The organism is Candidatus Pelagibacter sp. PS_28, from assembly GCF_059417885.1.
On sequence record NZ_CM182070.1, the window covers coordinates 819,453 to 845,171 of the forward strand.

Annotated in this window: 29 protein-coding genes; 9 read left to right on the forward strand and 20 right to left on the reverse strand. The window is 28.6% G+C overall.

Going from position 1 to position 25,719, the window contains the following annotated elements; all coding sequences use genetic code 11:
• Positions 1–58: 58 nt before the first annotated feature.
• The gene (locus tag AC5SMR_RS04495) at positions 59–604 is read left to right on the forward strand and encodes a hypothetical protein (RefSeq protein ID WP_271498877.1); all 546 of its coding nucleotides are present in this window, start codon (positions 59–61) and stop codon (positions 602–604) included.
• On the opposite strand, the gene AC5SMR_RS04500 is transcribed toward AC5SMR_RS04495, so the two are convergent.
• From AC5SMR_RS04500 to AC5SMR_RS04510, 3 genes are read right to left on the reverse strand one after another with little or no spacing between them, the layout of a single operon-like run.
• The gene (locus AC5SMR_RS04500; RefSeq protein ID WP_494576323.1) at positions 601–765 is read right to left on the reverse strand and encodes a hypothetical protein; all 165 of its coding nucleotides are present in this window, start codon (positions 763–765) and stop codon (positions 601–603) included. The two genes, AC5SMR_RS04495 and AC5SMR_RS04500, sit on opposite strands and share 4 nt — an antisense overlap.
• On the reverse strand, positions 762–1,646 hold the full coding sequence (locus tag AC5SMR_RS04505; protein ID WP_271498882.1) for a DMT family transporter: 885 nt from the start codon (positions 1,644–1,646) through the stop codon (positions 762–764). The genes AC5SMR_RS04500 and AC5SMR_RS04505 overlap by 4 nt, the downstream gene beginning before the upstream one ends.
• A complete protein-coding gene (locus AC5SMR_RS04510) occupies positions 1,643–2,122 on the reverse strand; it encodes a YbaK/EbsC family protein (protein WP_494576325.1) in 480 nt (159 codons plus the stop codon). The genes AC5SMR_RS04505 and AC5SMR_RS04510 overlap by 4 nt, the downstream gene beginning before the upstream one ends.
• 146 nt (positions 2,123–2,268) lie before the next feature.
• Between AC5SMR_RS04510 and glnA the strand changes: the two genes are divergently transcribed.
• Positions 2,269–3,675, forward strand: a complete 1,407-nt coding sequence (gene glnA, locus AC5SMR_RS04515) for a type I glutamate--ammonia ligase (protein ID WP_494577400.1) — start codon at positions 2,269–2,271, stop codon at positions 3,673–3,675.
• A 6-nt stretch (positions 3,676–3,681) separates the two neighbouring features.
• On the opposite strand, the gene AC5SMR_RS04520 is transcribed toward glnA, so the two are convergent.
• From AC5SMR_RS04520 to AC5SMR_RS04560, 9 genes are read right to left on the reverse strand one after another with little or no spacing between them, the layout of a single operon-like run.
• Positions 3,682–3,852 carry a hypothetical protein gene (locus tag AC5SMR_RS04520; protein WP_006997167.1) on the reverse strand — a complete coding sequence of 57 codons (171 nt, stop codon included), beginning with the start codon at positions 3,850–3,852 and terminating at the stop codon, positions 3,682–3,684.
• A gap of 58 nt (positions 3,853–3,910) precedes the next feature.
• Positions 3,911–4,243: a HesB/IscA family protein gene (locus tag AC5SMR_RS04525; protein ID WP_006997168.1), complete on the reverse strand. Its 333-nt coding sequence runs from the start codon at positions 4,241–4,243 to the stop codon at positions 3,911–3,913.
• A complete protein-coding gene (locus AC5SMR_RS04530; RefSeq protein ID WP_011281910.1) occupies positions 4,243–4,539 on the reverse strand; it encodes an iron-sulfur cluster assembly protein in 297 nt (98 codons plus the stop codon). The genes AC5SMR_RS04525 and AC5SMR_RS04530 overlap by 1 nt, the downstream gene beginning before the upstream one ends.
• Positions 4,540–4,542: 3 nt before the next feature.
• Entirely contained in the window at positions 4,543–5,013 is a 471-nt protein-coding gene (sufU, locus tag AC5SMR_RS04535) for a Fe-S cluster assembly sulfur transfer protein SufU (protein ID WP_018413975.1), read from the reverse strand.
• Positions 5,013–6,230 carry an aminotransferase class V-fold PLP-dependent enzyme gene (locus AC5SMR_RS04540; protein ID WP_494576327.1) on the reverse strand — a complete coding sequence of 406 codons (1,218 nt, stop codon included), beginning with the start codon at positions 6,228–6,230 and terminating at the stop codon, positions 5,013–5,015. The genes sufU and AC5SMR_RS04540 overlap by 1 nt, the downstream gene beginning before the upstream one ends.
• A complete protein-coding gene (locus AC5SMR_RS04545; protein WP_494576329.1) occupies positions 6,227–7,471 on the reverse strand; it encodes a SufB/SufD family protein in 1,245 nt (414 codons plus the stop codon). The genes AC5SMR_RS04540 and AC5SMR_RS04545 overlap by 4 nt, the downstream gene beginning before the upstream one ends.
• Positions 7,472–8,206 carry a Fe-S cluster assembly ATPase SufC gene (gene sufC / locus AC5SMR_RS04550; protein ID WP_494576331.1) on the reverse strand — a complete coding sequence of 245 codons (735 nt, stop codon included), beginning with the start codon at positions 8,204–8,206 and terminating at the stop codon, positions 7,472–7,474. It abuts the gene before it with no gap.
• Entirely contained in the window at positions 8,206–9,648 is a 1,443-nt protein-coding gene (sufB, locus tag AC5SMR_RS04555) for a Fe-S cluster assembly protein SufB (protein ID WP_006997174.1), read from the reverse strand. Before sufB ends, sufC begins: the two co-directional genes overlap by 1 nt.
• Position 9,649: 1 nt before the next feature.
• The gene (locus AC5SMR_RS04560; RefSeq protein ID WP_006997175.1) at positions 9,650–10,075 is read right to left on the reverse strand and encodes an RrF2 family transcriptional regulator; all 426 of its coding nucleotides are present in this window, start codon (positions 10,073–10,075) and stop codon (positions 9,650–9,652) included.
• A 136-nt stretch (positions 10,076–10,211) separates the two neighbouring features.
• Between AC5SMR_RS04560 and AC5SMR_RS04565 the strand changes: the two genes are divergently transcribed.
• A complete protein-coding gene (locus AC5SMR_RS04565) occupies positions 10,212–10,868 on the forward strand; it encodes an alpha/beta hydrolase (protein ID WP_494576333.1) in 657 nt (218 codons plus the stop codon).
• A 2-nt stretch (positions 10,869–10,870) separates the two neighbouring features.
• Here AC5SMR_RS04565 and AC5SMR_RS04570 read toward each other — a convergent pair whose 3' ends face one another.
• Positions 10,871–11,998, reverse strand: coding sequence for an anhydro-N-acetylmuramic acid kinase (locus AC5SMR_RS04570; RefSeq protein WP_494576335.1), 1,128 nt, complete (start codon positions 11,996–11,998; stop codon positions 10,871–10,873).
• A gap of 44 nt (positions 11,999–12,042) precedes the next feature.
• Here AC5SMR_RS04570 and tyrS point away from each other — a divergent pair, with 44 nt between their 5' ends.
• Positions 12,043–13,272, forward strand: coding sequence for a tyrosine--tRNA ligase (gene tyrS / locus AC5SMR_RS04575; RefSeq protein ID WP_494576337.1), 1,230 nt, complete (start codon positions 12,043–12,045; stop codon positions 13,270–13,272).
• Here the strand turns inward: tyrS and AC5SMR_RS04580 are convergent.
• The 3 genes from AC5SMR_RS04580 to AC5SMR_RS04590 are packed head-to-tail and all read right to left on the reverse strand — an operon-like array spanning position 13,269 to position 18,889.
• Complete coding sequence (locus AC5SMR_RS04580; protein ID WP_494576339.1) at positions 13,269–15,461, reverse strand: RNA polymerase beta'' subunit family protein; 2,193 nt, start codon at positions 15,459–15,461, stop codon at positions 13,269–13,271. The two genes, tyrS and AC5SMR_RS04580, sit on opposite strands and share 4 nt — an antisense overlap.
• On the reverse strand, positions 15,461–16,510 hold the full coding sequence (gene prfB / locus AC5SMR_RS04585) for a peptide chain release factor 2 (RefSeq protein ID WP_494577401.1): 1,050 nt from the start codon (positions 16,508–16,510) through the stop codon (positions 15,461–15,463). Before prfB ends, AC5SMR_RS04580 begins: the two co-directional genes overlap by 1 nt.
• Positions 16,511–16,555: 45 nt before the next feature.
• Complete coding sequence (locus AC5SMR_RS04590) at positions 16,556–18,889, reverse strand: penicillin-binding protein 1A (RefSeq protein ID WP_494576341.1); 2,334 nt, start codon at positions 18,887–18,889, stop codon at positions 16,556–16,558.
• Between the two features lie 102 nt (positions 18,890–18,991).
• On the opposite strand from AC5SMR_RS04590, the gene AC5SMR_RS04595 reads away from it, so the two are divergent.
• Entirely contained in the window at positions 18,992–20,851 is a 1,860-nt protein-coding gene (locus AC5SMR_RS04595) for an Rne/Rng family ribonuclease (RefSeq protein ID WP_494576343.1), read from the forward strand.
• Here the strand turns inward: AC5SMR_RS04595 and AC5SMR_RS04600 are convergent.
• Both AC5SMR_RS04600 and thiS read right to left on the reverse strand, forming a co-directional pair.
• Positions 20,848–21,621, reverse strand: a complete 774-nt coding sequence (locus AC5SMR_RS04600) for a thiazole synthase (protein ID WP_494576345.1) — start codon at positions 21,619–21,621, stop codon at positions 20,848–20,850. The two genes, AC5SMR_RS04595 and AC5SMR_RS04600, sit on opposite strands and share 4 nt — an antisense overlap.
• A gap of 2 nt (positions 21,622–21,623) precedes the next feature.
• Positions 21,624–21,842 (reverse strand): sulfur carrier protein ThiS, encoded by a 219-nt coding sequence (gene thiS, locus AC5SMR_RS04605; protein WP_006997184.1) that lies wholly within the window; start codon positions 21,840–21,842, stop codon positions 21,624–21,626.
• A 16-nt stretch (positions 21,843–21,858) separates the two neighbouring features.
• Between thiS and aroQ the strand changes: the two genes are divergently transcribed.
• From aroQ to accC, 3 genes are read left to right on the forward strand one after another with little or no spacing between them, the layout of a single operon-like run.
• On the forward strand, positions 21,859–22,299 hold the full coding sequence (aroQ, locus tag AC5SMR_RS04610) for a type II 3-dehydroquinate dehydratase (RefSeq protein WP_494576347.1): 441 nt from the start codon (positions 21,859–21,861) through the stop codon (positions 22,297–22,299).
• On the forward strand, positions 22,296–22,721 hold the full coding sequence (locus tag AC5SMR_RS04615) for an acetyl-CoA carboxylase biotin carboxyl carrier protein (protein WP_494576349.1): 426 nt from the start codon (positions 22,296–22,298) through the stop codon (positions 22,719–22,721). Before aroQ ends, AC5SMR_RS04615 begins: the two co-directional genes overlap by 4 nt.
• Positions 22,721–24,058, forward strand: a complete 1,338-nt coding sequence (gene accC / locus AC5SMR_RS04620; RefSeq protein WP_494576351.1) for an acetyl-CoA carboxylase biotin carboxylase subunit — start codon at positions 22,721–22,723, stop codon at positions 24,056–24,058. Before AC5SMR_RS04615 ends, accC begins: the two co-directional genes overlap by 1 nt.
• Here accC and AC5SMR_RS04625 read toward each other — a convergent pair.
• Both AC5SMR_RS04625 and AC5SMR_RS04630 read right to left on the reverse strand, forming a co-directional pair.
• On the reverse strand, positions 24,055–24,462 hold the full coding sequence (locus AC5SMR_RS04625; RefSeq protein WP_494576353.1) for a DUF2155 domain-containing protein: 408 nt from the start codon (positions 24,460–24,462) through the stop codon (positions 24,055–24,057). The genes accC and AC5SMR_RS04625 overlap by 4 nt on opposite strands.
• Entirely contained in the window at positions 24,422–24,781 is a 360-nt protein-coding gene (locus AC5SMR_RS04630; RefSeq protein ID WP_006997189.1) for an NADH-ubiquinone oxidoreductase subunit NDUFA12 family protein, read from the reverse strand. Before AC5SMR_RS04630 ends, AC5SMR_RS04625 begins: the two co-directional genes overlap by 41 nt.
• 115 nt (positions 24,782–24,896) lie before the next feature.
• Here AC5SMR_RS04630 and AC5SMR_RS04635 point away from each other — a divergent pair, with 115 nt between their 5' ends.
• On the forward strand, positions 24,897–25,718 hold the full coding sequence (locus AC5SMR_RS04635) for a TSCPD domain-containing protein (protein ID WP_494576355.1): 822 nt from the start codon (positions 24,897–24,899) through the stop codon (positions 25,716–25,718).
• Position 25,719: the final 1 nt, after the last annotated feature.

Genomic DNA, 25,719 nt, shown 5'->3' on the forward strand with positions numbered 1-25,719 from the left:
ACTCTTTCCACTATTTGTTTCTTACAAAGCACAGAAAAATAGTAAAAAAAAATAAATAATGTTTGGTCAATTTTTAAATATAGTTGTTCGGTCTATTAAATTAGATAAATCTCTTTACAAAGATAATAAAAACTTTGGTGAAGCTGCAATATATTTTGCAGGGCTTATCATGATATTAGACGGGTTAGCAGGAGCAGTTGCTGCAAACACTGTTATTAAAACTGCTATTGCAATGTCTGGTTTAACTGCCATTCTTACTTGGTTTGTATGGGGATTATTTATTTATGTGATCGGTGTAAAATTATTTCCAGATAAAGACACTAAAGTTTCATTTAAAAAAGTATTAACAGCTGTTGGGTTTGCTCATGCACCGGGGCTTTTAAGATTTTTTGCTGTCACACCAGATTTAATGATCCCAATAATATTTTTAACTCAGTTTTGGATATTTGCTGGATTAATCATTTCAACAAAACAAGTTTTAAATCTAAAGTCTAATTTTAAATCTTTTGGAATAGTCTTTTTAGCTTTTTTAATAATTGCTTTTCTTTCAATATCATTTGTGATGAGTAAAATGAATGCTCTACCCATTAGCAATATTAGTTAAATTGGAAATATAGTTTTTGAAAGTTTACAAGAGTTACAGGTTTTAAATCCTGTTAAAATTAAATTTTGAGAAACACTTTCATCTTCTTTTTTACATTCTTCACAGAAATTATCAATTTCTTCAAAATTTTCTTTGATTTTACTCAGGTCATCTTCATTCATGACTTTTTTAATCCAGCTTTTTTTACAAAATAAAGTCCAACTAGTACTGCAAATAATGAAACTAAAACTTTGTCTGTGATTAGTTCATCTAAAAATATATAACTTAAAATAATTCCAAAAATAGGTATCAAGTAAGAAACTTGTGATTGAAATATTAACCCATTATCTTTTAAAATTTTAAACCTTAACAACCAAGCGATACCAGTTGAAACCATTCCTAAATATACAACAGAGATTGAAGATTGAATACTAGGAGTTGAGTTCCATGGTTTTTCAATAAAACAAACTAATGGTAATAAAATTATAACAGCCCAAATTAATATAGATCCTGTTACGTTTTCATTTTTTTTCTTACTAATTTTAAGAGTTAAAACACCACCAACAACATAACAAGTTGACCCAAGTAATATTAATAACGCAGAAATAAAATTATTGTCATTGATTAATATATTATCTGAAAACAGATAAATAATTCCTGAAAAACCAATTAAAATTCCAAATGTTTTAAGGGCATTAAATTTTTCATTTTTTGTGTAAAAATGACCTAATACAGTTGAGCTTAATGGTGTTGTAGACATTAATATTGCAGCTAAATTACTTTGTACAGATTTTACACCGTAAGCTATTAAGAAAAAAGGTAATACCAAATTGACAAATCCTATTATAGCAAACCAATACCAATCTTTAGAAAATGCTTCTATTTTTATTTTTTTGTAAAAACATAATAACAATACTGGAATAGATCCGAAAAAAACTCTCAAGAATGCTATTGTAATTGGTCCAAAAGATTCAGTTGCAATTTTGATATTAAAAAAAGCTGATGCCCATATTAAAGCTAAGATTACTAATAATGTATAATCAATTAATCTAGGTTGTCTCATTCAATTATATCTTCAACTTTTCCATTCGTAATCTTTTGAATATCGTTATAGTTTGTTTTAAATACACAGTTTGGATGTCCTGCTGCTGCAAACAATTCATTAAACCTTTCTAAAGAATTGTCTATTATAATTTCAATTTTCTCTAAATGACCAACGGGCGATACACCACCTATTGTATAGCCAGTTTGTGTCTTAACTTCTTCTGGTGATGCCATTGAAATGTCTTTTTTTTCTTTAATCTTTTTTAATTTATTTAATGAGCACCTCTTATCACCTGCCACTAAACATAATATGAAGGTATTTTCTGTTCTAAATAATAAGCTTTTGACAATTGCACCTACATCACAAGCTAAAGCTGTTGCTGCATCCTGTGCAGTTCTTGCTGAATTTTTTAAAACTATAACCTCTAGGGATTGGTCGAAGTTTTTAAGAAATTTTTCAGCTCTTTTAACGGGTTCTTTATCTAATAAGCTCATATTTCAACTAATAATTGATTGATAATTTAACAAATAATGTTGTAATTCATATGTAAAAAACGCATAGGTGATATTTATTATTCAAGCAATATTATTAAAGAAACATTTGTTATTAATTGACCACAAAATTTAAAAAAGGAGAAACTATGACTGCTGCCAATGTTTTAAAATTCATGAAGGAAAAAGAAGTTGAGTTTGTTGATTTAAGGTTTACTGACCCTAGAGGAAAACTTCAACATTTAACAATGGATCACACTATTGTTGATGAAGATATGTTAAATGAAGGTGTATTTTTTGATGGTTCATCTATTGCCGGTTGGAAGGCAATTAACGAGTCTGACATGATTTTAATACCTGATACTTCTAGAATGATTATGGACCCTTTTACATCTCATAATACCCTAATCCTTTTTTGTGATATTCTAGATGCCGTTAAAAGATCTCCTTATGAGAGAGACCCAAGAGGAACAGCTAAAAAGGCAGAGGCATATTTAAAAAAATCTGGCATTGGTGATAAAGCTTTTTTTGGTCCTGAACCTGAATTTTTTGTTTTTGACGATGTTAGAATTAATAATGACCCAAACAATACTGGTTTTAAAATAGATAGTAAAGAAGGTCCTTATAATTCTGGAACGGAGTATGCAAATGGAAATATGGGTCATAGACCTCCAGTAAAAGGTGGTTACTTTCCAGTTCCTCCAGTTGATAGCGAACAAGACATGAGAAGTGAATATTTAAAAAGTTTAAAAGAAGTAGGTATTAAAGTTGAAAAACATCACCACGAAGTAGCACCAAGTCAACATGAGCTTGGTATGTACTTTGGAACGCTTGTTGATCAAGCTGATAATGTTCAATTATATAAATATGTAGTTCAAATGGTTACACATTCATTTGGAAAAACAGCAACTTTTATGCCAAAGCCGATTGCGGGAGATAACGGTTCAGGTATGCACATTCATCAATCAATTTGGAAAGACGACAAACCAGTTTTTTCTGGTGATGCTTATGCAGGGTTATCTGAAACAGCACTTCACTATATTGGTGGTATTTTAAAACATGCAAAAGCAATTAATGCTTTTTCAAATGCTACAACAAATAGTTACAAAAGATTAATTCCAGGTTTTGAAGCCCCTGTTCTACTTGCTTACTCTGCAAGAAATAGATCTGCTTCATGTCGTATACCAATTTCATTAAGTAAAAATGGTGCAAGATGTGAAATAAGATTTCCTGATGCTTCAGGAAATCCATATTTAACTTTTGCTGCTATGCTTATGGCTGGTTTAGATGGAATTAAAAATAAAATACATCCAGGCGAATCTTTTGATAAAGATCTTTATGAATTGCCTCCAGAAGAAGTTAAAAACATTCCAACTGTTTGTGGATCCTTAAGAGAAGCAATGGAAAGTTTAGATAAAGATAGAGAATTTTTAACTGAAGGTGGTGTATTTACTGACGATCAAATTGATGCTTACATTGCATTAAAATTTGAAGAGATACATAGATTTGAACACGCACCTCATCCTGTAGAGTTTGAGATGTATTACAGCAGCTAAAACTAATTACTGTCTAGTTGTTGCGATTGTATCTTTGTTAATTCCTTTTTTAACAACGTAATCCTGTGTGCCATTAGCACCAGTGTTTACTTCTTTTCTAAGAGTTTTAAAAAAAGTTCTTTCTTTAAGTGACTTTTCTAAAGATTTAACAAGATTTTTAAATTCAAATTTATTCATGACTATTTAATACCATAGATATGTGATATTTGCAATACTGATATGCGTTTAAGTAATGTTATACTTTAAATGACTCACCACAACCACAACGTTCAGATTCATTGGGGTTATTGAATACAAATGATGATGAAAATTCCTCTTTTTTATAGTCCATTTCAGTGCCTAATAGGTACATAACAGCTGCAGCATCAACAAAAACCTTAACACCTTTGTCTTCAATTATTTCGTCTGAAGGATTTATTTCTTTTGCATATTCCATTACATAAGACATGCCAGCACAACCACCAGACTTAACTGCAACTCTAACGCCAATTGAATTCGACTCAACTCCAGACATAATTTCTTTAATACGACTTGCAGCATTATCACTTAATTTAATGATAGGACTCATTATAGATTTAACTCCAATTTAGCAGCTTCCGACATCATTGATTTTTCCCAAGGTGGTTCAAAAACTAAATCTAGATCAACCTCTTCAATGCCTTCTACTTGCATTGCACTATCCTTAACTTCCTGAGGTAAACTTTCTGCAACAGGACAATTTGGTGTAGTCAAGGTCATTATTATTTTAGCTTTAGACTCGTTTACCTTAACATCATAAATTAAACCTAATTCATAAATATTGACCGGTATCTCTGGGTCATAAATTTTTCTAATTTCAGCTATTACTTGTTCTCTTAAATCCATAATTTAATCTAATTTTTCAGTATTAATTTCTTCTTGAGTATTGTCAATTGCAGAAATTAAAGTATGCCATGATAAAGTCGCACATTTTACTCTCATTGGATATTGTTTTACTCCAGACAAGCACATTAATTTAGTTTTTTCATCTTCTTCTAGGTTTTTTGATTTTAATTCAGGATTTTCCTTAATCATACCTAAGAAGTCATTTACAATTTCTTTAACTTCAACTTCTTCTTTTCCTTTAATTAAATCAGTCATAATTGATGCTGAGGCCATTGAAATTGCACAGCCACTACCTTCAAATGAAATATCTTCTACTTTTTTATTTTCATCAAGTTTTAAAAATACATGTACATTATCACCACATAATGGATTCTTGCCCATTGCATCTTTATTAAAATTTTCTGTTTTTCTTAAGTTGCGCGGGTTTTTACCATGCTCTAAAATTATTTCTTGATAAAGTTCTTTTATATTCATTAGATATTAAAAATTTTCTTACAGTTATTGATAGAATTATTAAGTTGATCTAAATCATCTTTTGTATTGTAAACACCTAATGAGGCACGAGCGCTTGCAGGTATACCTAATTTGTCATGTAGGATTTGACAACAATGATGACCCGCTCTAATAGCGACACCATCTTCATCCAATATTGTAGCTATATCATGTGGATGAACACCCTCTATAGTAAAAGATAAAACTGCTGATCTATTTTTTGGGTTACCAATTAATTTAACTGAATTATTTTTTCTTAAAATTTCTTGACCATACTGGATTAATTCTTGCTCATGTTTAATCATGTTTTCAATTCCGATTTTTTCTAAAAATTTTATAGATTGATCAAATGCTATGACTTGTGCTGTAGCCATCGTGCCAGCTTCATATTTATTAGGTAAATCACCATATGAAATGCAATCTTTTTTTACATCTTGAATCATTCCACCTCCACCTTGATAGGGTGGTAATTCTTCTAACCACTTTTTCTTTGCATATAAAACACCAAGACCAGTAGGCCCATACATTTTGTGACAAGAAATAGCATAAAAATCACAGTCTATGTCTTGCATATCAAGTTTTAAATGAGGAGCACCTTGGCATCCATCAACTAAAACCGCAATACCTTTTGAATGAGCAAATTCTGTTATTTCTTTAACTGGTAAAACTGATCCTGTTACATTTGATAAGTGTGTAATAGCAATTAATTTTGTTTTTGATGTAATTTTTTTTTCAATACTTTCTAAAGTAATTTCTCCATCATCATTAATTTCAGCAAACTCAATCTTTATACTTTTAGATTGCCTCAAAAAATGCCAAGGTACGTAATTAGAATGATGTTCAAGTTCTGTTATAAGTATTTCATCCCCTTCTTTTAAAAATTTTTGACCATAGGTATTAGCTACAAGATTAATTGCCTCAGTTGCACCTTTAGTGAATACAATTTCATTTTTATCTTTAGCGTTAATATATTTTTGAACAGAAGATCTTGTATTTTCATAAAGATTAGTTGCAGCTACTGCTAAGTAATGAACGCTTCTACCTGTGTTTGAAAATTCATTTGTATAAAAATCATTAACTCTATCAATTACAGATTGTGGTTTTTGAGATGAGTTAGCACTATCAAGATATACAAGATCATTATTATGAACTTTATTATTAAATATTGGAAATTCTTTTTTAATATTTTCTATACTCACTCTACAACTCCCATCATATCTTTGATTAAATTTTTGATTTCTAAATCTGTAATTGTTTCAACTGCATCCATTAGAAAACCATTAATCAATAATTCTTTTGATTGATGATGACTTAGACCTCGAGACATTAGATAAAATATTGAGTCTTCGTCTAAGTTACCCGAAGTCGATCCATGCGAGCATTTTACATCATCTGCATAAATTTCAAGTTCAGGTTTACCATCGAATTCTGTATTTTCATTTAAAAGTAAAGCTTTACTTAGTTGGTACCCATTTGTTTTCTGTGCTTTTTGATCAACAAAAATTTTACCTTGATAAATACCTTTGGATTTATCATTTAAAACTGTCTTGATTAATTGATAGCTTTTTGTATTTTCTGCCAAATGATTTATGTTCGTTTTAATTTCATGATGTTGTGAGTTTTTTAAATTTATCACACCATTAATAAATGCTGAACTGTATTGATCATTTAAATTACAATTTACTTCATTTTTGATAAATTTAGATCCTGTTGAAAAAATAAAATTTTCAGAGATACTATTTTTTTCAAGATTAATATTATTATAAAAATATTTAATATTAGAATTAGTTTTATGATCAATTTTATAGCTTTTAAGGATTGAATCTTGAGCAATATCAAAATTTTGATTAATATTAATGAAATTATTTTGAGAGTGATCATCAAATATAGTAACTAATTTCAAGCTACTATTTTTTTCTAACTTAATATCTGTTCTTAAATTGAGTGCTGTTGAATTAACATCCTCAGTAGTAATATTGTATAAAATTAATGGCTTATTTAGTGAATAATTCTCCTTAACAATAATACCAATATGTGCACTAGCTAGAGCATGGTTTAAAGATACTAATGGATTAATTTTATTAGTATTTTTGCTTAAATCTAAATCATTATTAATTAAAACTTTAGTGTCATCCTCATACTTGATGTCTACTTTTGAAATAACTCCATTAATAAAAATAATCTTATTATGTTCGAACTTATTAATTAATGATATTTGATCTTTAGGCTCGTAAGTCTTATCATCATAAAAACTTAAATTTTCAATATTAGATGAGATAATTTGATTTAAATCAGAAAATTTCCAATCTTCAATTCTTTTATTTGGAAAGCCTTTATCAATAAAATTTTTTAAATTTTTTTTTCTAAACTCAACATTATTTTCAGAAAATTTTAAATTTTCTGTCATCTTATTGAAATCTGATTTTAGTTGTTCAATCATTTAACTAAGAGTTTCGTAACCTTTGCTTTCTAATTCCATTGCCAATTCAGATCCTCCAGATTTAACAATTTGACCATCAATTAAAACATGAACAAAATCTGGTTTAATATAATCAAGTAATCTTTGATAGTGGGTAATAATTAAAAAAGAACTGTCTTTACTTCTTAATGCATTCACACCTTCAGATACTATTTTTAAAGCATCAATATCAAGTCCTGAATCTGTTTCATCTAAAATAGATAGCTTAGGATTTAGTATGGACATTTGAAGTATTTCATTTTTTTTCTTTTCTCCACCAGAAAAACCTACATTCAATTGTCTACTTAATATTTTTTCATCAAATTTTAATTCTCCGGCTTTTTGTTTAACTAATTTTAAGAATTCAATAGCATCTAATTCTTTTTCACCTTTAGCTTTTTTAATTGCATTTAAAGATGTTTTTAAGAATATATTGGTATTAACTCCTGGTATTTCCAATGGATATTGGAATGCTAAAAATATTCCTTTATGAGCTCTTTCTTCAATTTCTAATTCTAAAAGATTTTCATTAAAATACTTTACTTCACCAGTTACAGTGTATCCTTTTTTCCCTGAAAGAACATTTGATAGAGTGCTTTTTCCAGATCCATTAGGCCCCATAATTGCATGTACCTCTCCTGGTTTAATTTCTAAATTTAAACCTTTTAAAATTTCTTTATTATCAATATTCGCTTTAAGATCTTTAATTGTTAACATTAACCAACACTCCCTTCTAAACTAATTCCTACTAATTTTTGAGCTTCAACAGCAAATTCCATTGGCAATTGTTGAAGAACCTCTTTACAAAAACCATTAACAATTAAACTCACAGCCTCTTCTTGATTTAAACCTCTTTGATTACAATAGAACAATTGTTCATCACTAATTTTAGATGTGGTTGCTTCATGCTCAATATTTGAGCTAGAATTTTTATTCTTTATGTATGGAACAGTATGCGCTCCACACTTATTACCCATCAAAAGAGAGTCGCATTGAGTAAAATTCCTTGCATTGTCAGCATTTTTTGCAATATCCACTAAGCCTCTATAAGTATTATCTGCAAATCCAGCTGAAATACCTTTTGATATTATTTTGCTTTTTGTATTTTTACCCAAATGAATCATTTTAGTACCTGTATCTGCTTTTTGATGATTGTTTGTTATTGCTATTGAGTAAAATTCTCCTACAGAATTATCACCCATCAATATACAGCTTGGATATTTCCATGTAATTGCTGAACCTGTTTCAACTTGTGTCCAAGATATTTTTGAATTTTTTCCTTTGCACAAACCTCTTTTTGTTACAAAATTATAAATTCCACCTTTTCCATCTTTGTCTCCAGGATACCAATTTTGTACAGTTGAATATTTTATTTCAGCATCATCTAGTGCAACTAATTCTACATTTGCTGCATGTAATTGATTTTCATCTCTCATTGGTGCTGTGCATCCTTCTAGATAACTTACATAACTTCCTTTATCTGCAATGATTAAAGTTCTTTCAAATTGACCTGTTTCAGTAGCATTAATTCTAAAATAAGTTGACAGTTCCATTGGACACCTTACTCCTTCAGGAATATATACAAATGAACCATCAGTAAACACTGCAGAGTTAAGTGTTGCAAAATAATGATCTGATATTGGAATTACAGACCCTAAATATTTTTTTACTAATTCAGGATGATCTTGTATAGCTTCTGACATAGAGCAAAAAATAATTCCTTTTTTATTTAACTCACCCTTAAACGTGGTTGCAACAGAAACAGAATCAAATACAGCATCAACTGCTATTCCATTAAGTCTTGCTTGTTCTTGAAGAGGTATTCCAAGTTTATTATAAGTTTCTAATAATTTTGGATCTAACTCGTCTAAACTTTTTGGTTTGTCATCCATGCTTTTTGGTGCTGAATAATAATAAAGGTCTTGATAATCTATTTTGGGATATTTAGGTTTTTGCCAATTAGGTTCTTTTAATTGCTTTAATCTTTCAAAGGCTTTCAATCTCCAATCAAGCATCCATTGTGGTTCTTTTTTAATATTTGAAATAAACTTAATTACTTCTTCATTTAAACCCTTGGGTGCTCTAGTATTTTCAATATCAGTTGAAAATCCATATTTATAATCTTTTAATTTTTCTATTTCTTTTTCTCTTGCATCCATTTTAATTTCTACTTTCTGAAGAATTGCTTATAAGATCTTTTAAATTTTTTTGTTCGAAAAAATGATTGATATGAACTTCAAGTTCGTCCCATAAATTATGAGTGATACATTTCGTAGTCTTACTATTGCATCCTTTTTTAGATTCCTTCTTGCATTGAACAGTTTTAACTTCTTCATCTACGGCACTAAGTATGTTTGCTAATTTAATTTCTTCTGGTTCTTTGTTTAAGATATAACCTCCATTAGTACCCCTAATACTTTTTACGATATTATATTTTTTTAACTTAGAAAAAATTTGTTCTAAAAAATCCAAAGAAATACCTTGTCTTAACGATATATCTCTTAAAGATACTGGATTAACACTATTGAACTTAGCAAGATCAGCTAAAGCCATTACTGCGTATCTACCTTTTGAAGTTAATTTCATATTATCCTTATTTAAGTGGGCTTTTTATATAAACCTGACTAAATTAGTCAAGTATACAATACATAAAAAAGATAACATATTGTCGCTTAGTTATGATATGTGTATTTTTTTTTGAGAATAATAATCAATATCATTTATGGACAATAAAATAGTTGAAGTTTTTATACCTGGGCCTGCTGGAAGAATGGAGGCCAAGTATTACAAAAGTGAAAAAATTACATCACCAATAGCGTTAGTATTACAACCTCATCCTCAATATGGAGGAACAATGAATAATAAAGTTGTAGTTGATACATTTCATACTTTTATGGAAAATGGATTTTCTGTATGTAGAGTAAATTTTAGAGGTGTTGGAAAAAGTGATGGTGAGTTTGATAATGGTCAAGGTGAACTGGCTGATGCTGCTGCAGCACTAGATTGGTTAGAGCGTGAAAATTTTGATAACTCACAATGTTGGGTTTCAGGATTTTCCTTTGGGTCTTTAATTGCAATGCAATTGTTAATGAGAAGACCAGAAATAAATAGATTTATTGCAATTTCGCCACAACCAAATGTTTATGACTTTTCATTCTTATCTCCATGTCCTACTTCAGGTTTAATGATTTATGGAAAAAAGGATGAGTTAGTTCCCTTACAACATATTACAGATCTAGATAAAAGATTGAGTGCCCAAAAAGGTATTAAAGTTGACTTTCAGGCTATAAATGATGCTAATCATTTTTTTACTAAAACAGAAGACGTATTAGTAAAATGTTTAGATAAATATATCAAAAAAGAATCTGCTTTATTTTAATCTTAATAGTTTTTAACTAAAACTCCACCTATTGATGGTTTTTTGACATTTGTAGTATTGGGGAATGAAATTACTTTTTTAAGTGCAGACCTAATTGCAAGATAAGCAAAAGCTTGGGACTCGATGAAATCACCATCAATTTTATAATCATCAATTATTTTTAAAGAAATATTTTTTGGTAGTCTTTTTCTTATGCTCCCCATTAATGAAAGGTTTTTTCTTCCACCACCACAAACTATTATTAATAACTTTTTATTTTCTTCGCTGTTGATTGATTTTAAAATTGATTGATAAATTATTATTGCTGTAAAATCTACTAATGTAGATAAGCCATCCTCATATGTGAGACCTTTTACAAAACTTAAATCAAAATCTTTTATATCAAATGAAAGTTTTTTTTGATTGCTTATATTGTCAAAATTATCAATCGCTTGATTTAGAATAACTTCACTTGTTTTTCCTATATTTGATGCTTTTCCATTTTCATCATATTTCATTTGTGTGTGTCTTCTAACCCATTCATCTAAAAGACAATTACCAGGACCTACATCAAAACTTTTTAAATCTTCATTATTTTTTGAGATAACAAGAGTAATATTTGCGATACCTCCTATGTTTAAAACACAAGCAGGTTTCTCTATTTTATTCTGCTTTATAAGTAAGTTATGAAAGATTGGAGCTAATGGAGCTCCTTGGCCTCCATTATGAATGTCATTTTCTCTAAAGTTATAAACTACATTTTTTTTTAAAAGACTTGATAGTAAATTGCCATCTCCTATTTGTTTTGATATTTTTTCCTGAGCATTGTGAAAAATTGTTTGACCGTGAAACCCAACTATATCTACATCTACTCCTGCATTCTTTATAATTTCTTTGCTAATTTTTGCATGAAATAAGGTGATTTTTCTCTCGAGCTCGTTAATTTGATAAGAATTAGCTTTTATATCTTTTATTGAATTTATTTTATCTCTGAGATTTAGTAAGTTTGAATAAATTCCCGCATCATACTCAAAATATTTATCAAATATAGGCTCATAGTTACTTTCACCATCTGATTTAATAATTGACGCATCAACCCCATCCATAGATGTGCCACTCATTAACCCTAAAGAAGTATAAAATTTTTCCATTCTTATTTTTAAAGTAAATATTGTATATTCTAGATAGCATATTTATGAATAAATTTTTAAAAGAATTTAAAGATCGTGGTTTCTTTTACCAGTGTACAGGTGAAGAAAATCTATCTCAATTATTAGATAAAGAAAAAATCAGAGCTTATATTGGTTTTGATTGTACAGCTGAAAGTCTTCACGTTGGTAGTTTACTTCAAATTATGTGTCTTAGATTGCTCCAAAAACATGGCCACCAACCAATTGTTTTATTAGGAGGGGGTACTACTAGAATAGGTGATCCATCCGGAAAAGATAAAACTAGGACAATTTTATCTGAAAAAGAAATAGAAAAAAATATAAATAATATTGAAAAAATTCTAAAAAATTTTTTAGATGATAAAGATCCAGAGACAAAACCTATATTTGTTAATAACTACACATGGCTTAAAAATTTAAATTATATTTCTTTTCTAAGAGATGTTGGAAAACATTTTACAATTAACAAAATGTTGAGTTTTGATAGTGTCAAAATTAGATTAGAAAGAGAGCAGTCATTAAGTTATATGGAATTTAACTATATGATTTTACAAGCATACGATTTTTTAGAATTAAACAAAAAAGAAAAATGTATGCTTCAAATTGGTGGCTCTGATCAATGGGGTAATATTGTTAATGGAGTTGATCTTATAAAAAGATATTCAAATAATCATGTTTACGGTTTAACGACACCTCTTATTACATTGGCATCAGGTGCAAAAATGGGTAAAACTGAATCTGGAGCTGTTTGGCTAGATAAAAAATTTCTTTCATCATATGACTACTGGCAATTTTGGAGAAATATTGATGATCGAGATGTCTTAAAGTTTTTAAAAATTTTTACAGATATTAATGTTGATGAAATTGAAAATATTAAAGATGACAATATTAATGAGTTAAAAATTTTACTTGCCAACAAAGCTACTTCTATGTTGCATGGAGAAGATGAAGCAAGTAAATGCCAAGAAACAGCCAAACGAACATTTTCTGAAAATTCATTAGGTGATAATCTACCAACCACTCAAATTAATAAAAAAATGTTAGATGATAATATAAGTATTCTAGATTTGGTAATTTTATCAAAATTAGAAGGTTCTAAAAGTGAAATTAGAAGATTAATTAAAGGGAATGGAATTAAAATAAATGGTAAGGCTATTTCTGATGAAAAGTTTTTAATTACTGAGGATTTATTTAAGGGTAATTTAATTAAACTCTCACTTGGTAAGAAAAAACATATTAAAGTTGAGTTAATTTAGTTTTTTTTAATTTTTTCTAAAGTTCTTGTTATAAATCTAGGTGTTAGTGTTTTAATTGGATTAACTGTTGTTGATAAATTCTTTGGAGGTCCTTTTATTTTAAAACTTACACCAAAAACACCTTCACCCGTTTTTTCTCCTATTAGTATTTTACCCAGTAGTGGAATTGAGGCTATAGATCTATTTATAGTTGTTGCTGGAACCAATGTTCCTCTCAAGCTAACCAATTTCTTTGATTCAATATAACCATCCATTAATATAGAAATAGCAGGTCCGATTGCATACATTTCTTCAATATTAGTAAGACCTTTTTGACTTGAATATCTCATTTCAAAATCGGTAAATCTTATTCCCTCACCCGTTAAAAGATCTGCAATACCTTGAAGTGACGCTAGGCTTAAAAGCTTAGCGAAAACAGGTACCTCTTTAACTTTAAAGTTATCAATAATTAATACAGAATTAGAAACACCATCTTTTTTTATAGAATTAAAATTTAGATAACCTTCTTCAAATCCTTTAATGAAATCATATCTTTTAATCAAAGGTTTTGGGTAGTTTGAAAAGAATTTTGTAATAGTTTCATTTTGGTTATTAGTTTCAATAGATAAGTTCATTTTTTTATTGTTAGAAAAAGTAGATGCTAGATTTAATTTATCCAATTTATTATTTTTAAAAGTGAAGTATCCAGCTAAGTTTTTAGTATAATCGTTTTTATTTATATAAGTTGTGCCTATTTTAATATTAAATTTAGAATTAAAATTTTCAAAAATTGTAGTACTTTCATCATCACTCATGCTGTTGCTAATTAACTGTGTTGCATCAAAACTTTTACCATTTATGGAAAAATTAGATTTATTTTTTTTTAGCTCTAAATTGTTAAGAAGATCATTTTTATTTCGATAATTAAGTTTAATGTAACTTAAATCTTTAACTTTAAAATTTTTACTAAACATTAAATCTTTAATTAAAATTCGATTATTTTTTTCTGTTATAGAAATATCTTTTAATATCAATTCTTTATTTTTTTTGTAAATACCTTTTAATAAAATTTCTGAACTGTTTTCTTTTTTCTTCTTATAATCTAAAAAATTTATTGTTAATGGATTATTTTTAATATTAAGGTTTGTATCAAATGTTATTTCTCCCGCATCTTTAATAACGCGGTAAGATAATTGTTCAAACTCGTTGCCAATATAGATATCTCCATCTCCCACAATATCCAATATACCTTTAATTAATTTAATTTTAATTTTATGATCTTTAAATTTAATTTGTTCTGCATAATTAGGTAAAAAAATTTTTAAATTAAGGGGATTTTTAACTATTTGAAAATTTTCTAAGTTTAAGTTGGTCTCTAGTTTTAAATCTTTTAATCTTAATTTTTTGCTAACATTGAAAGAAAAAATATTTACAGAATTAAAGTCAATTTTTTCTATCTCTATATTGTTTGGTAAATTACCAAGTATAGGTTTTAATTTGTTTATATCAAAATTTTGTTCTTTATTTGCCACCTCTCCATCAACAAAAAATATATCTTTCTTTTTTTCAATTGTGATTAAGGGTGATTTTAATTTTATACTATTAAGATTTGTTTCTATCTTTTTTAATGTTAGCTGATTGTTGCTTATATTAAATGAAAGGTTTAAATTATCAATTTCAACCTTGTTAAAAATATTAAATTTTGCTTTTTTGACAGTCCCAGTTATTTGATAGTTGTTTTTTATTTCTCCATCTAAATCAAATTTAAGATTTATATCTGCAGAAATTAATCCCTCTTTAGTGATGTTATCTAAAACAAAAAGTTGTGGTGAGCCTTCAACTGCTCTTGTTAATGAGATTAAATCTTTGATTTTAATTTCTTTTGTTGAAATTTTTAAATCATCAATAGAAAACTGATTACTTATAAAAGATTTTAATGAAATATTGCTAGTAATGTCTTTTAAATCTAGACTTTTATCTTCCAATAATATTTTGGGGTTTTTTGTTGAAATATTGATACTAAAATTCAGTGGGTTTAATAGATAATTAACCTCATTTAATGAAAGATTAATTTTTTTATTAATTTTTGAAACATTCTTTATAATTTCTTTATTAAACTTGTCAGTTTTTACTCCATAGATGCTCAAGTAAATAACAATTGCCGCAAGGGTTATTATTAATATTGCAAGAATTTTAACTATTCTTTTCATTATTTCACTTTATATAACGAACTTTCTAAAAAATCATCAATCTCACCATCTAAGATTTTATCAGGATTTGAGCTTTCAAAGTTAGTTCTATTATCTTTTACCATTCTGTATGGGTGAAGTACATAAGATCTAATTTGATGACCCCAACCAATTTCTGACTTGGAAGACTCTATTGTTTGGCTTTCTTGTTCTTTTTTTTTTAATTCAAAATCATATAGTCTTGCCTTAAGCATATTCATACAGGTATCTTTATTTTTATGTTGTGATCTTTCATTTTGACATTGAACTACTATTTTAGAAGGTAGATGGGTTATTCTTACCGCACTATCTGTAGTATTCACATGCTGCCCTCCTGCTCCACTTGATCGATAGGTGTCAATACGTAAATCTTTTTCATTAATTTCTATTTCAATATTTTCATCTACGACTGGATAAATCCATATACTTGCAAAACTGGTATGTCGTCTAGCTCCAGAATCAAAAGGAGATATTCTAACCAACCTATGAATTCCTGACTCAGCTTTTAACCATCCGAAAACATAATCACCCTCAATTTTAATAGTTGATGATTTTATGCCTGCTTCCTCTCCCTTATGTTCGCTAATTAATTCTGATTTAAAATTCTTAATATCTGACCATTTTAAATACATTCTTCTTAACATTTCTGCCCAATCCTGGCTCTCCGTTCCACCAGCACCAGCGTGAATTTCTATATAGCAATCTAAACTGTCAGTTTCATTTGACAAAAAACATTTAGTTTCATTTTTTTTAGCTAATTTTTTTAAATCTTTAATACTCTCAAGAACTTCGTTTATGACAGATTGATTTTTTTCTTCTAAAGCAAGTTCGTTCAATTCATCAAGGTCAATTATTGATTTAGATGAATTTTCATATGAATTTATTAATTCTTCATATAATTTTTTTTCTTTAATAACTTTCTGAGAATTTGCTTTATCTTGCCAAAAATTAGTTTCTAATATTTTTTGGTTATTCTTTTCTAATTTTTTATGAATATCATTTTTTTCAAAGGTACTCCTTAACTCTTTGATTGATTTTTTCTATTTCAGATTTGTAATTTAAATATTCGTTGTCCATTAGTAGAACCTTAATATATTATTATTTTTTAATCTATTATTAATATCTTTATTTAATAAATTTTCTACTTTCACTTCTTTATAAGCTTCAATAATTGTTCTTCTTGTCCCAATTTCAGCTTTTTCTCCTGTAACAGGATCAATAACTTTCATTAAAATATTTTTTGCAACTTTAAACGGTCTTGCATCTTCTTTTTTTACAGCTTTTTTTACAAAGCTTTTAAAAATTGGTAATGCTGTTTTTGCTCCTGTTTCATACCTTCCAAGTGATCTTGGATTATCTGAGCCTACATAAACTCCTATTACTAATTTTGAAGTAAATCCTATAAACCATGTATCTGTATTTCCGTTTGTTGTGCCTGTTTTTCCAGCCAAATCCAAATTTAAATCTTTTAAATTTTTTCCTGTCCCATTTTGAACAGTTCCCTCTAATATCGAGGTCATTTGATATGCTGTTTCTGGGGAAAATATTTGCTCAAAACTGTCCTTTATATTTGGATAATTGTTACTTAAGTGAGATATTTGATCACAATTTATACACTCTCTCATTTCATTATTAAAAATTGTAATCCCTTCACTGTCTTGAATTCTATCTATCATTATTGGTTTAACTAATTTTCCTCCATTAATAAATGAAGAGTATGCAGATGTTAGTTTCAATAAAGTCGTCTCTGCAGAGCCTAATGAAATTGATAAAAGCTCGCTGGGATTTTCATAAATACCAAGTTTTTTTGAAAAATTAACAATTTTTTTAACTCCAAGATCTTGTGCAATTCTGACAGTCATCAAGTTTCTAGATTTTTCTAACCCCATTCTAAGTGTTGATGGTCCATAAAATTTTTTACCGTAGTTTTCAGGTTTCCACATTTTTAAATCAGATCCTTGCTCTAAAACTAGTGGTGCATCTAGAATTAAAGTTGATGGTGTATATCCATTCTCAAGAGCTAAAGCATAAACAAAAGGTTTGAAAGCAGAACCTGGCTGCCTTAGTGCTTGTGTGGCTCTATTAAATTCACTTTTTTTAAAGCTAAATCCTCCGCTTAGAGCTAATACCCGTCCAGTAAAAGGGTCCATAACAACAATCCCTCCATTAACTTCTGGCAGTTGCCTTAAGGCAAATATATTTTTATTTATGTTTTCAGTATAAATAACATCCCCAATTTTCAATATTTCATCAAAATCTTTTTTTATCCACGAGATGTTTTCGTACTTAATAATTCCTTTTTTTTCATATTCCGTTTCAATTTCTATTGAAAATTTATCTATCTTTTTAACTATTGCTAAATCCCAATTAATTGATCTTTCTAATCTAAATTTATCTAAATCTTTATTCCATTTTTCTAAATTTTTAACATTAGTCAATAGACCACGCCACCCTTTTCGTTTATCGTATTCAATAAGACCTTGTCTCAATGAGTCAGTTGCAATTTTTTGCAAGCTAATATTAATAGGTGTACTTATATTTAATCCTTGTTTGTAAACTTTATCAAATCCTAATTTTTCAACTACATCTTTTCTAATATCTTCTACATAGTAGCTAGCATCTTCTGTAAATATTTTTTTTCTTTTTTTTAATATTATTTTTTTCGACAAAAGCTCTTTTTGATTTTGTTTGCTTATATAATTATTTTCAAACAAATTGTTTATAACTAAATCTCTTCTAAATTTTGCAAGTTCTATATTTTTATACGGGTTATATCTACTTGGAGCCTTTGGCAGAGCTGCTAATAAAGCTGCTTCTTCATAATTCAATTCACTAATTGATTTGTCAAAATATTCTAAGCTAGCAGATGCAACGCCATAAGTACCTTCACCCAGATATATTTGATTTAAGTATAGTTCTAATATTCTTTCTTTTGAAAGAGCTCTTTCTATTCTAAAAGCAAGAATTGCCTCTTTAATTTTTCTATTTAAACTTACTTCGTTTGTTAATAAAAAATTTTTTGCCACTTGTTGAGTTATTGTTGATGCACCTTCCAATCTTCTTGATGCAACTACATTGGAAATGTTATTAATTATTGCTCTTAACACTCCTTTGGCATCTACTCCTGGATGCGAATAGAAATTTTTATCTTCTGCAGATAAGAAAGCATTAATCACTTTTTCTGGTATTGATTTATAGGGTACAAATATTCGTTTTTCTGATGAAAAATCATTCACCAACTCACCATTCCCTGAGTAAACTTTACTAGAAACTGATGGTTTATAATTTTTGAGGAATTTATAATCTGGCAAATTGTTAGAAAAAGCCCACAAAACAGCTAATACAGAAAACGCAGATAACAAACCAACACTTAAAACTACTATAAATATATTTTTAATTATTCGATGCATTTTAGTTTAATATATATAAGAATTTGTTAAAGTTAAGGCATCAGAATTCAAACAAAATTTAAAATTATTTAAATATAAAATGAAACAATTAATCAAAAATATATGGAAAAAAATTTATACATTGATGCTTCGCATCCAAATGAAACAAGAGTTGTACTTAAGTCAGGTGAAAACATTGAAGACTACGAGTACGAAGGCTTAAAAAACAATTTAATAAAAAATAATATCTACCTTGGCAAGGTAAGCCGAGTAGAGCCATCTTTACAAGCTGCATTTATTGATTTTGGAAGAGATAGACACGGTTTTCTATCCTTTAACGATATTCAATCTGACTATTATCAAATACCTCAGAGTGATTTAGCAAAAATAAAAGAAGAAGAAGAAAAAGCCAGAGAAGAACTATTAAAAAAAAGTGAGCTAGAAGAACAAAAAAATATTAACGAGGGTAATCTTGATATTAATGATCCAGTTGAAGTAAAACTTGAGTCTGAATTTGAAACAAATGATCAGATAACAGAAGGGAGTGATACTCCAATTACAGATACCACTCAAGTAGATGAAGATAAAGAGCAACCTTCGCCTGTATTACACGGTAGAAAATCTGAAACAAGATTTAGATCTAAAAGATATAAGATTCAAGAAGTTATAAAACCTAATCAGGTAATTTTAATACAAGTTTTAAAAGATGAAAGAGGACAAAAAGGTGCTGCGTTGAGTACTTTTATTTCTATAGCAGGTAAATATATTGTCCTAATGCCCAATACACCAAAAGGTGGTGGCATATCTCGTAAAATATTTAACCCAGGAGAAAGGAAAAAAATTAGAACTATTTTAAACGATATAGTTATTCCAAAAGAAATGGGGCTTATTGTAAGAACTGCAGGATCAAACAAAACAAAAAATGATATTGATCATGATCTTCAAACTTTGATTAAAACTTGGAATGAAATTAAAGAAAATGCATTAAACTCTATAGCTCCATCATTAATCCATCAAGAAAGTGATATTATAAAAAGAACTTTGAGAGATATGTATGATGAAAGCACAAATAGTATCGTCATTGAAGGTAATGAAGGTTACAAAAAAGCCCAAAACTTTATGAAGTTAATGATGCCCTCTCATGTAAAAAAAATAAAAAAATATAGAGAAAAAGTTCCTTTATTTTTTAAAGAGAACATTGAAGAAAAATTAAATCAAATTTATGACTCAGAAATAAAACTAAAATCAGGAGGTTACCTAGTTATAAATCCAACTGAAGCACTAGTTTCAATTGACATAAATTCAGGAAGCTCTATTAAACAAAAAAATGTAGAAAGTACTGCTTTAGACACTAATCTTGAGGCAGCAGAAGAGATATCTCGACAAATAAAAATAAGAGATCTGTCTGGTCTAATTATTATTGATTTTATTGATATGTTGAGTTTTGGAAATAGAAGGTTGGTTGAGAGAAAACTTAAAGAACAATGCAGAACTGATAGGGCAAGAATTCAAATTGGAAGAATTAGTACATTTGGACTTTTAGAAATGTCTAGACAAAGATTAAGGGAAAGTGCTGTAAAATGGAAAGTTACACTTACAGATGAGTCTTTTGCGATGAAGATTCTTAAATTAGTCGAGGTTAAAGCTGTTTTAACAAAAGCAAAATTTGTAGAACTTAAGATTTGCGAAAAGATATCAGACTTTATGAAAGAAAACTTTATTGAAGACTTAAAGTATTTTGAAGAAAAAAACTTAATTAAGATCGATATAATTGCAGATAACAATCTTATTATTCCTGAATACATAATTGATCTTCAAAACAAAACTAAAAAAACAATAGAAATAGTTCAACATATAGAAAAGTTAAAAAACCTAGAAGAGCAAAAAAAAGAAGTTAAATCTTTTGAAAGTCCTATTAAAAAAAAGCCTTATAAAAAAAAACCTTTTTTTAAAAAGAAATTTTTTAAAAAAACAGTAGCCTAGATAATTCCAGTTTTTGGAGAAGATGCGCTTCCATATATAGATTTTTCTATACGACCTGCTAAATAAGATTGTCTTCCTGCAATTACTCCATTTTTAAATGCCAATGCCATTTGAAATGGTTTTTTAGCTTTAGCGATTGCAGTATTAGCCAACACTCCATCACAACCTAACTCCATGGCAATAGCTGCGTCTGACGCTTGTCCTAAGCCAGCATCAATTATCAAAGGAAGCTTTGTTTGGCTTCTTATTATTTTTATGTTTGTTGTATTTTGAATTCCAAGTCCAGATCCTATGGGTGCTGCGAGAGGCATAATTGCACAAGCTCCTACATTCTCTAATCTTTTAGCCATTAAAGGATCATCATTACAGTAAACCATTACTCTAAATCCTTCTCTAGTTAAAACTTCTGTAGATTTTAATGTTTCAATCATATCTGGAAATAAATTTTTTTTATCTCCTAAAACCTCAAGTTTTACCAGTTTCCATCCACCAATTTCTCTTGCTAAACGTAATGTTCTAAGAGCCTCTTCAGAATTAAAGCAGCCAGCAGTGTTTGGTAAGTAAGTTATTTTTTTTGGATCAATGTAGTCCATCAATAAAGGTTTTTTTTTATCAGAAATGTTTACTCTTCTCACAGCAACAGTAACAATTTCTGCTCCAGATAATTTAATAGCTTCTGCACATTCTGCCATACTTTTATATTTTCCAGTTCCAACTATTAATCTGGAATTAAATTTTTTTTTATCAATTATTAATTTATCATTAACCAATTTTATCCACCTCCAATAAAATGAACAATTTCTATTTTGTCATTATTTTTTAGTTTTATAGTCTTTAAATTATTTTTATCTATTATTTCTTGATTTAATTCAATTGCTACTTTTTTAAGAGGTATTTTTAGTTCTTTTAAAAAAATTAAGAGGCTTAAATTTTCATTTATTGTTGAAAATTTACCATTTAATTTAATTTTTATTTTTTTTATTTTTTTCATAATGTATAAGAATTTGATGAGTAATAATATTATAATTATTAATGGTCCTAATCTTAATCTATTAGGTGAAAGAGAACAATCACAATATGGATCAATAACTTTTGATAAGTTAAAAGAAAATTGTTTAGGTAAAGCTAAAGATTTAAATATTAATTTAGAATTTTCCCAGTCAAATATAGAAGGTGAAATAGTTACAACCATCCAAGAGGCTAAAAGTAAATTTGATGGTATAATTATTAATGCTGCAGGTTTTACACATACATCTGTAGCTATCAGGGATGCTTTAGATATTTATAAAAAACCAATTATTGAACTTCACATATCAAATATATATAAAAGGGAAGAATTTAGACACAAATCTTTAATCAGCGATATTGCTACTGGTGGAATTTTTGGTTTAGGTGATAATGGTTATATTTTAGCCATAATTGCAATGCAAAACATGTTACAGAAATGAAAATAGATAAAAATATCATTAAAGAATTAACCGACTACTTAAATGAATTCAATTTAACTGAAATTGAATACACTGATAAAGATACTAAGATCAAAGTATCAAAATCGAATCCATCTAGTTCAAATCAAACTGTAAGTGTTGCTGCTTCAACACCAACCCTTGATACGGTTAAGTCGACTGTTGTGTCTGGAACTGAAGTTAAATCTCCTATTATTGGTACAGCTTATCTTGCGGCAGAACCTGGTGGTAAAAAATTTGTAGAAGTTGGTAAAAAAATTAAAAAAGGTGAAACGGTTATGATAGTTGAGGCTATGAAAACTATGAACCATGTTCCATCAACAGCAGATGGAATTATAAAAGAAATCTGTGTAGAAGATGGCCAACCTGTTGAATACGGCCAAACTATTATCATCGTAGAGTAATGTTTAAAAAAATTCTAATTGCAAACCGAGGGGAAATTGCAGTCAGAGTTATAAGAGCTTGTAAAGAATGGGGTATAGCAACTGTCGCTGTTCATTCTGATGTTGATAAAGATAGTATGCATGTAAGACTGGCGGATGAAAGTGTATGCATTGGCTCACACCAACCTGCAAATAGTTATTTAAATGTCCCAGCTTTGATGTCAGCAATAGAACTTACAAAAGCAGAAGCGGTTCATCCTGGATATGGTTTTTTATCTGAAAATGCAAATTTTGCTAAAGTACTAGAGGAAAATAACATTAAATTTATTGGTGCTTCTTCAAAACTTATAGAGATGATGGGAGATAAAATTCAAGCAAAAAAAATTGCTAAAGAACATGGTCTACCTGTTATTGAAGGTTCTGAAGGCGGAATAACAGACATAAAGGAAGCCAAAGAACTTTGTAAAAAAATAGGCTTTCCAGTTCTGATTAAAGCATCCGCAGGTGGTGGTGGCAAGGGAATGAAAATCGTTCGTAAAGAAGAAGAATTTGAAACATTGTTTTCAACAGCAAAGTCTGAAGCACAAAAATATTTTGGCAATGATGAAATTTATATTGAGAAATTTTTCCAAAATCCAAGACACATTGAAGTTCAGGTATTATCTGGAAAAAATAGAACAGTACATTTACATGAAAGAGACTGCTCAGTTCAAAGAAGACATCAAAAATTAATAGAAGAAACTCCTAGTCCAGTTTTAACAGATCAGATTAGAAAAGATCTTTTTGAAAGAACGGTAAATATGGTTAGTAAAATTGGTTATGAGGGTGCTGGAACTGTTGAATTTATATATGAAAATGGAAAATTTTATTTTCTAGAAATGAATACCCGAGTTCAAGTAGAGCATCCTGTAACTGAAATGGTAACTGGTATTGATATTATTAAAGAGCAAATTTGGATAGCTTACACTGGTGAAACAGCTTTAAAACAAAGTGACATTAATCCTAGAGGGCATGCCATAGAATGTAGAATTAATGCAGAGGATGCAAGTAAAAATTTTCAACCATCACCTGGAACTATAGGAATGTGTCACCAACCATCAGGTTTTAGAACAAGAGTAGATGGTGCAATTTTTCAAGGTTATAAAGTTACACCATTTTACGATAGTATGATTTGTAAAGTCATCACTCATGGCAGAAATAGAACTGAAGCAATACAAAGAATGAATCGATCTTTAGATGAATTTGTCATTGAAGGAATAACAACAACAATTCCTCTTCATAAAATTTTACTAAATCATAAAAAATTTATTGAGTCAGACTTTAATGTTAGCTGGCTAGATAATGAAAAAGTATTCTAATAACATCTTGTTAACCAAATATCATATACTGGGTGATCAAAAGGATTTACTGCAGGACTAGATGAAAAGGTCCACCCATTAAATATAAACACTTCGTTGTTATCTTTATTAATCGTATCTTTAACCTGAATATAAGCTGTTATTTCTGGGTTGTCATCAAATTCAGAATTTTTACATTTGAGACTTTTTATTAATAAACTTTTAAATCTTAGCTCCTCTCCTATCTTTAATTTTAAAAGATCAGTCTTTGAACTTACTTTATCTAAAATCTTTATTTCAACAAATTTTCCTTCATTATTTTCATTAGCTACTAGGGGTAATGATATGCTTGTTAAAAAAAAATAAATTAAAAGAAATAAGAAACTAGCTTTTCCAGATTGTATATTTTTTTTTAATAGGATCATTATTTTTATTAGGATGATAGGCATTCTCAGTACCCGTTTGATTTGATTGATGCGGTTTTTGCCAATCATATTTTTTCAATTCATGATTGTTTTCAATTCTATTATTAGTGAAATGCATCCAAGAGTACCATTCATTAGGGATTTTCGATGCATCAATTTCATCATTGTAAATCACCCATCGTTTTCCAGATTTACTTTCATAATATTTGTTGCCACTAGAATCTTTTCCAGCAAGTTTTCCGTAAAAAATAGTTTTTAATTTTGTACCTAGTGTTTCTTGGTTCCACCAAATGAAAATTTTTTTTAAAAGTGTCAACATATTATTTTATTTATTCTTCAATCCTAAATTGTATTATTTAAATTAGACTAAAGTAAGGATTTGTATATAAATTAATTATCTTACGATTCAAAATAAAAAATTAATTAAAGGAAAAATGGCAAAATATTTAGTAGAAACTTATTATACTTGTAGCTTTAAAGTTAATCATTATCTAGATGATATTAATGAAACAGAGTTGGCAAATCTTGAAAAACGGGACGATGGAAAATTTGAAGTTTTAGACGTTAAACTTGATACAAGAAAAACAAAAAGTTTAGATTCAAATAATAAAGTAACTGAAACTAAAAAAATAGATATTATTACTGAACAAAGCAAACCTAAGGTCATTTCAAAAGAAAATAATACTAATTTTGTTAAAAAAATTAACGAGGGTGTCAGTAAAAGATTTAGTATGCCTGATAGAAGAAAAGGCTACATCCAAAAAGCGACAATTGGTGACCATAAAGTTTATCTCCACACTGGTGAATATGAAGATGGTAAAATTGGAGAAATTTTCATAGACACAAGTAAAGAGGGTGAACTGGTAAAAGCTTTGATGAACAATTTTGCAATAGCAATTTCACTTGGTCTTCAATATGGCGTTCCTTTAGATGAGTTCATCAGTGCTTATGTTGATACTAAATTTGAACCATCTGGAAAAGTACACGGTAATGACAGAATAATGAGTGCTTCTTCAATACTTGATTATATTTTTAGAGAATTAGCAATTTCATATCAAAATAGAGAAGATCTTGCTCACACTCCATCAATTGGTGGATCAGATAGATCTTTACCTGAGGAAGAAAATACTGAGGATCAAAATCAATTACTTAAAATTATAAAAGATGTTACTAGCAAAGGTTTTGTTAGAAATAACTACAAAAAAAATCTTGTTGATTTATCTGACGTTAAGATAAGCTTAAAAGGTAAAAAGTAAT

Bases quoted from the DNA above. Each gene is read 5' to 3' on its own strand.
- AC5SMR_RS04570 (WP_494576335.1), bottom strand. From the start codon at position 11,998: ATGGAAAAATTTTATACTTCTTTAGGGTTAATGAGTGGCACATCTATG.
- AC5SMR_RS04525 (WP_006997168.1), bottom strand. From the start codon at position 4,243: ATGAGTCCTATCATTAAATTAAGTGATAATGCTGCAAGTCGTATTAAA.
- AC5SMR_RS04500 (WP_494576323.1), bottom strand. From the start codon at position 765: ATGAATGAAGATGACCTGAGTAAAATCAAAGAAAATTTTGAAGAAATT.
- AC5SMR_RS04545 (WP_494576329.1), bottom strand. From the start codon at position 7,471: ATGATTGAACAACTAAAATCAGATTTCAATAAGATGACAGAAAATTTA.
- AC5SMR_RS04495 (WP_271498877.1), top strand. From the start codon at position 59: ATGTTTGGTCAATTTTTAAATATAGTTGTTCGGTCTATTAAATTAGAT.
- sufU (WP_018413975.1), bottom strand. From the start codon at position 5,013: ATGAATATAAAAGAACTTTATCAAGAAATAATTTTAGAGCATGGTAAA.
- AC5SMR_RS04630 (WP_006997189.1), bottom strand. From the start codon at position 24,781: ATGTTGACACTTTTAAAAAAAATTTTCATTTGGTGGAACCAAGAAACA.
- AC5SMR_RS04595 (WP_494576343.1), top strand. From the start codon at position 18,992: ATGGAAAAAAATTTATACATTGATGCTTCGCATCCAAATGAAACAAGA.
- AC5SMR_RS04530 (WP_011281910.1), bottom strand. From the start codon at position 4,539: ATGGATTTAAGAGAACAAGTAATAGCTGAAATTAGAAAAATTTATGAC.
- AC5SMR_RS04510 (WP_494576325.1), bottom strand. From the start codon at position 2,122: ATGAGCTTATTAGATAAAGAACCCGTTAAAAGAGCTGAAAAATTTCTT.
- AC5SMR_RS04615 (WP_494576349.1), top strand. From the start codon at position 22,296: ATGAAAATAGATAAAAATATCATTAAAGAATTAACCGACTACTTAAAT.
- AC5SMR_RS04590 (WP_494576341.1), bottom strand. From the start codon at position 18,889: ATGCATCGAATAATTAAAAATATATTTATAGTAGTTTTAAGTGTTGGT.
- thiS (WP_006997184.1), bottom strand. From the start codon at position 21,842: ATGAAAAAAATAAAAAAAATAAAAATTAAATTAAATGGTAAATTTTCA.
- AC5SMR_RS04520 (WP_006997167.1), bottom strand. From the start codon at position 3,852: ATGAATAAATTTGAATTTAAAAATCTTGTTAAATCTTTAGAAAAGTCA.
- AC5SMR_RS04625 (WP_494576353.1), bottom strand. From the start codon at position 24,462: ATGATCCTATTAAAAAAAAATATACAATCTGGAAAAGCTAGTTTCTTA.
- AC5SMR_RS04565 (WP_494576333.1), top strand. From the start codon at position 10,212: ATGGACAATAAAATAGTTGAAGTTTTTATACCTGGGCCTGCTGGAAGA.
- glnA (WP_494577400.1), top strand. From the start codon at position 2,269: ATGACTGCTGCCAATGTTTTAAAATTCATGAAGGAAAAAGAAGTTGAG.
- sufB (WP_006997174.1), bottom strand. From the start codon at position 9,648: ATGGATGCAAGAGAAAAAGAAATAGAAAAATTAAAAGATTATAAATAT.
- AC5SMR_RS04560 (WP_006997175.1), bottom strand. From the start codon at position 10,075: ATGAAATTAACTTCAAAAGGTAGATACGCAGTAATGGCTTTAGCTGAT.
- aroQ (WP_494576347.1), top strand. From the start codon at position 21,859: ATGAGTAATAATATTATAATTATTAATGGTCCTAATCTTAATCTATTA.
- accC (WP_494576351.1), top strand. From the start codon at position 22,721: ATGTTTAAAAAAATTCTAATTGCAAACCGAGGGGAAATTGCAGTCAGA.
- sufC (WP_494576331.1), bottom strand. From the start codon at position 8,206: ATGTTAACAATTAAAGATCTTAAAGCGAATATTGATAATAAAGAAATT.
- tyrS (WP_494576337.1), top strand. From the start codon at position 12,043: ATGAATAAATTTTTAAAAGAATTTAAAGATCGTGGTTTCTTTTACCAG.
- AC5SMR_RS04505 (WP_271498882.1), bottom strand. From the start codon at position 1,646: ATGAGACAACCTAGATTAATTGATTATACATTATTAGTAATCTTAGCT.
- AC5SMR_RS04580 (WP_494576339.1), bottom strand. From the start codon at position 15,461: ATGAAAAGAATAGTTAAAATTCTTGCAATATTAATAATAACCCTTGCG.
- AC5SMR_RS04635 (WP_494576355.1), top strand. From the start codon at position 24,897: ATGGCAAAATATTTAGTAGAAACTTATTATACTTGTAGCTTTAAAGTT.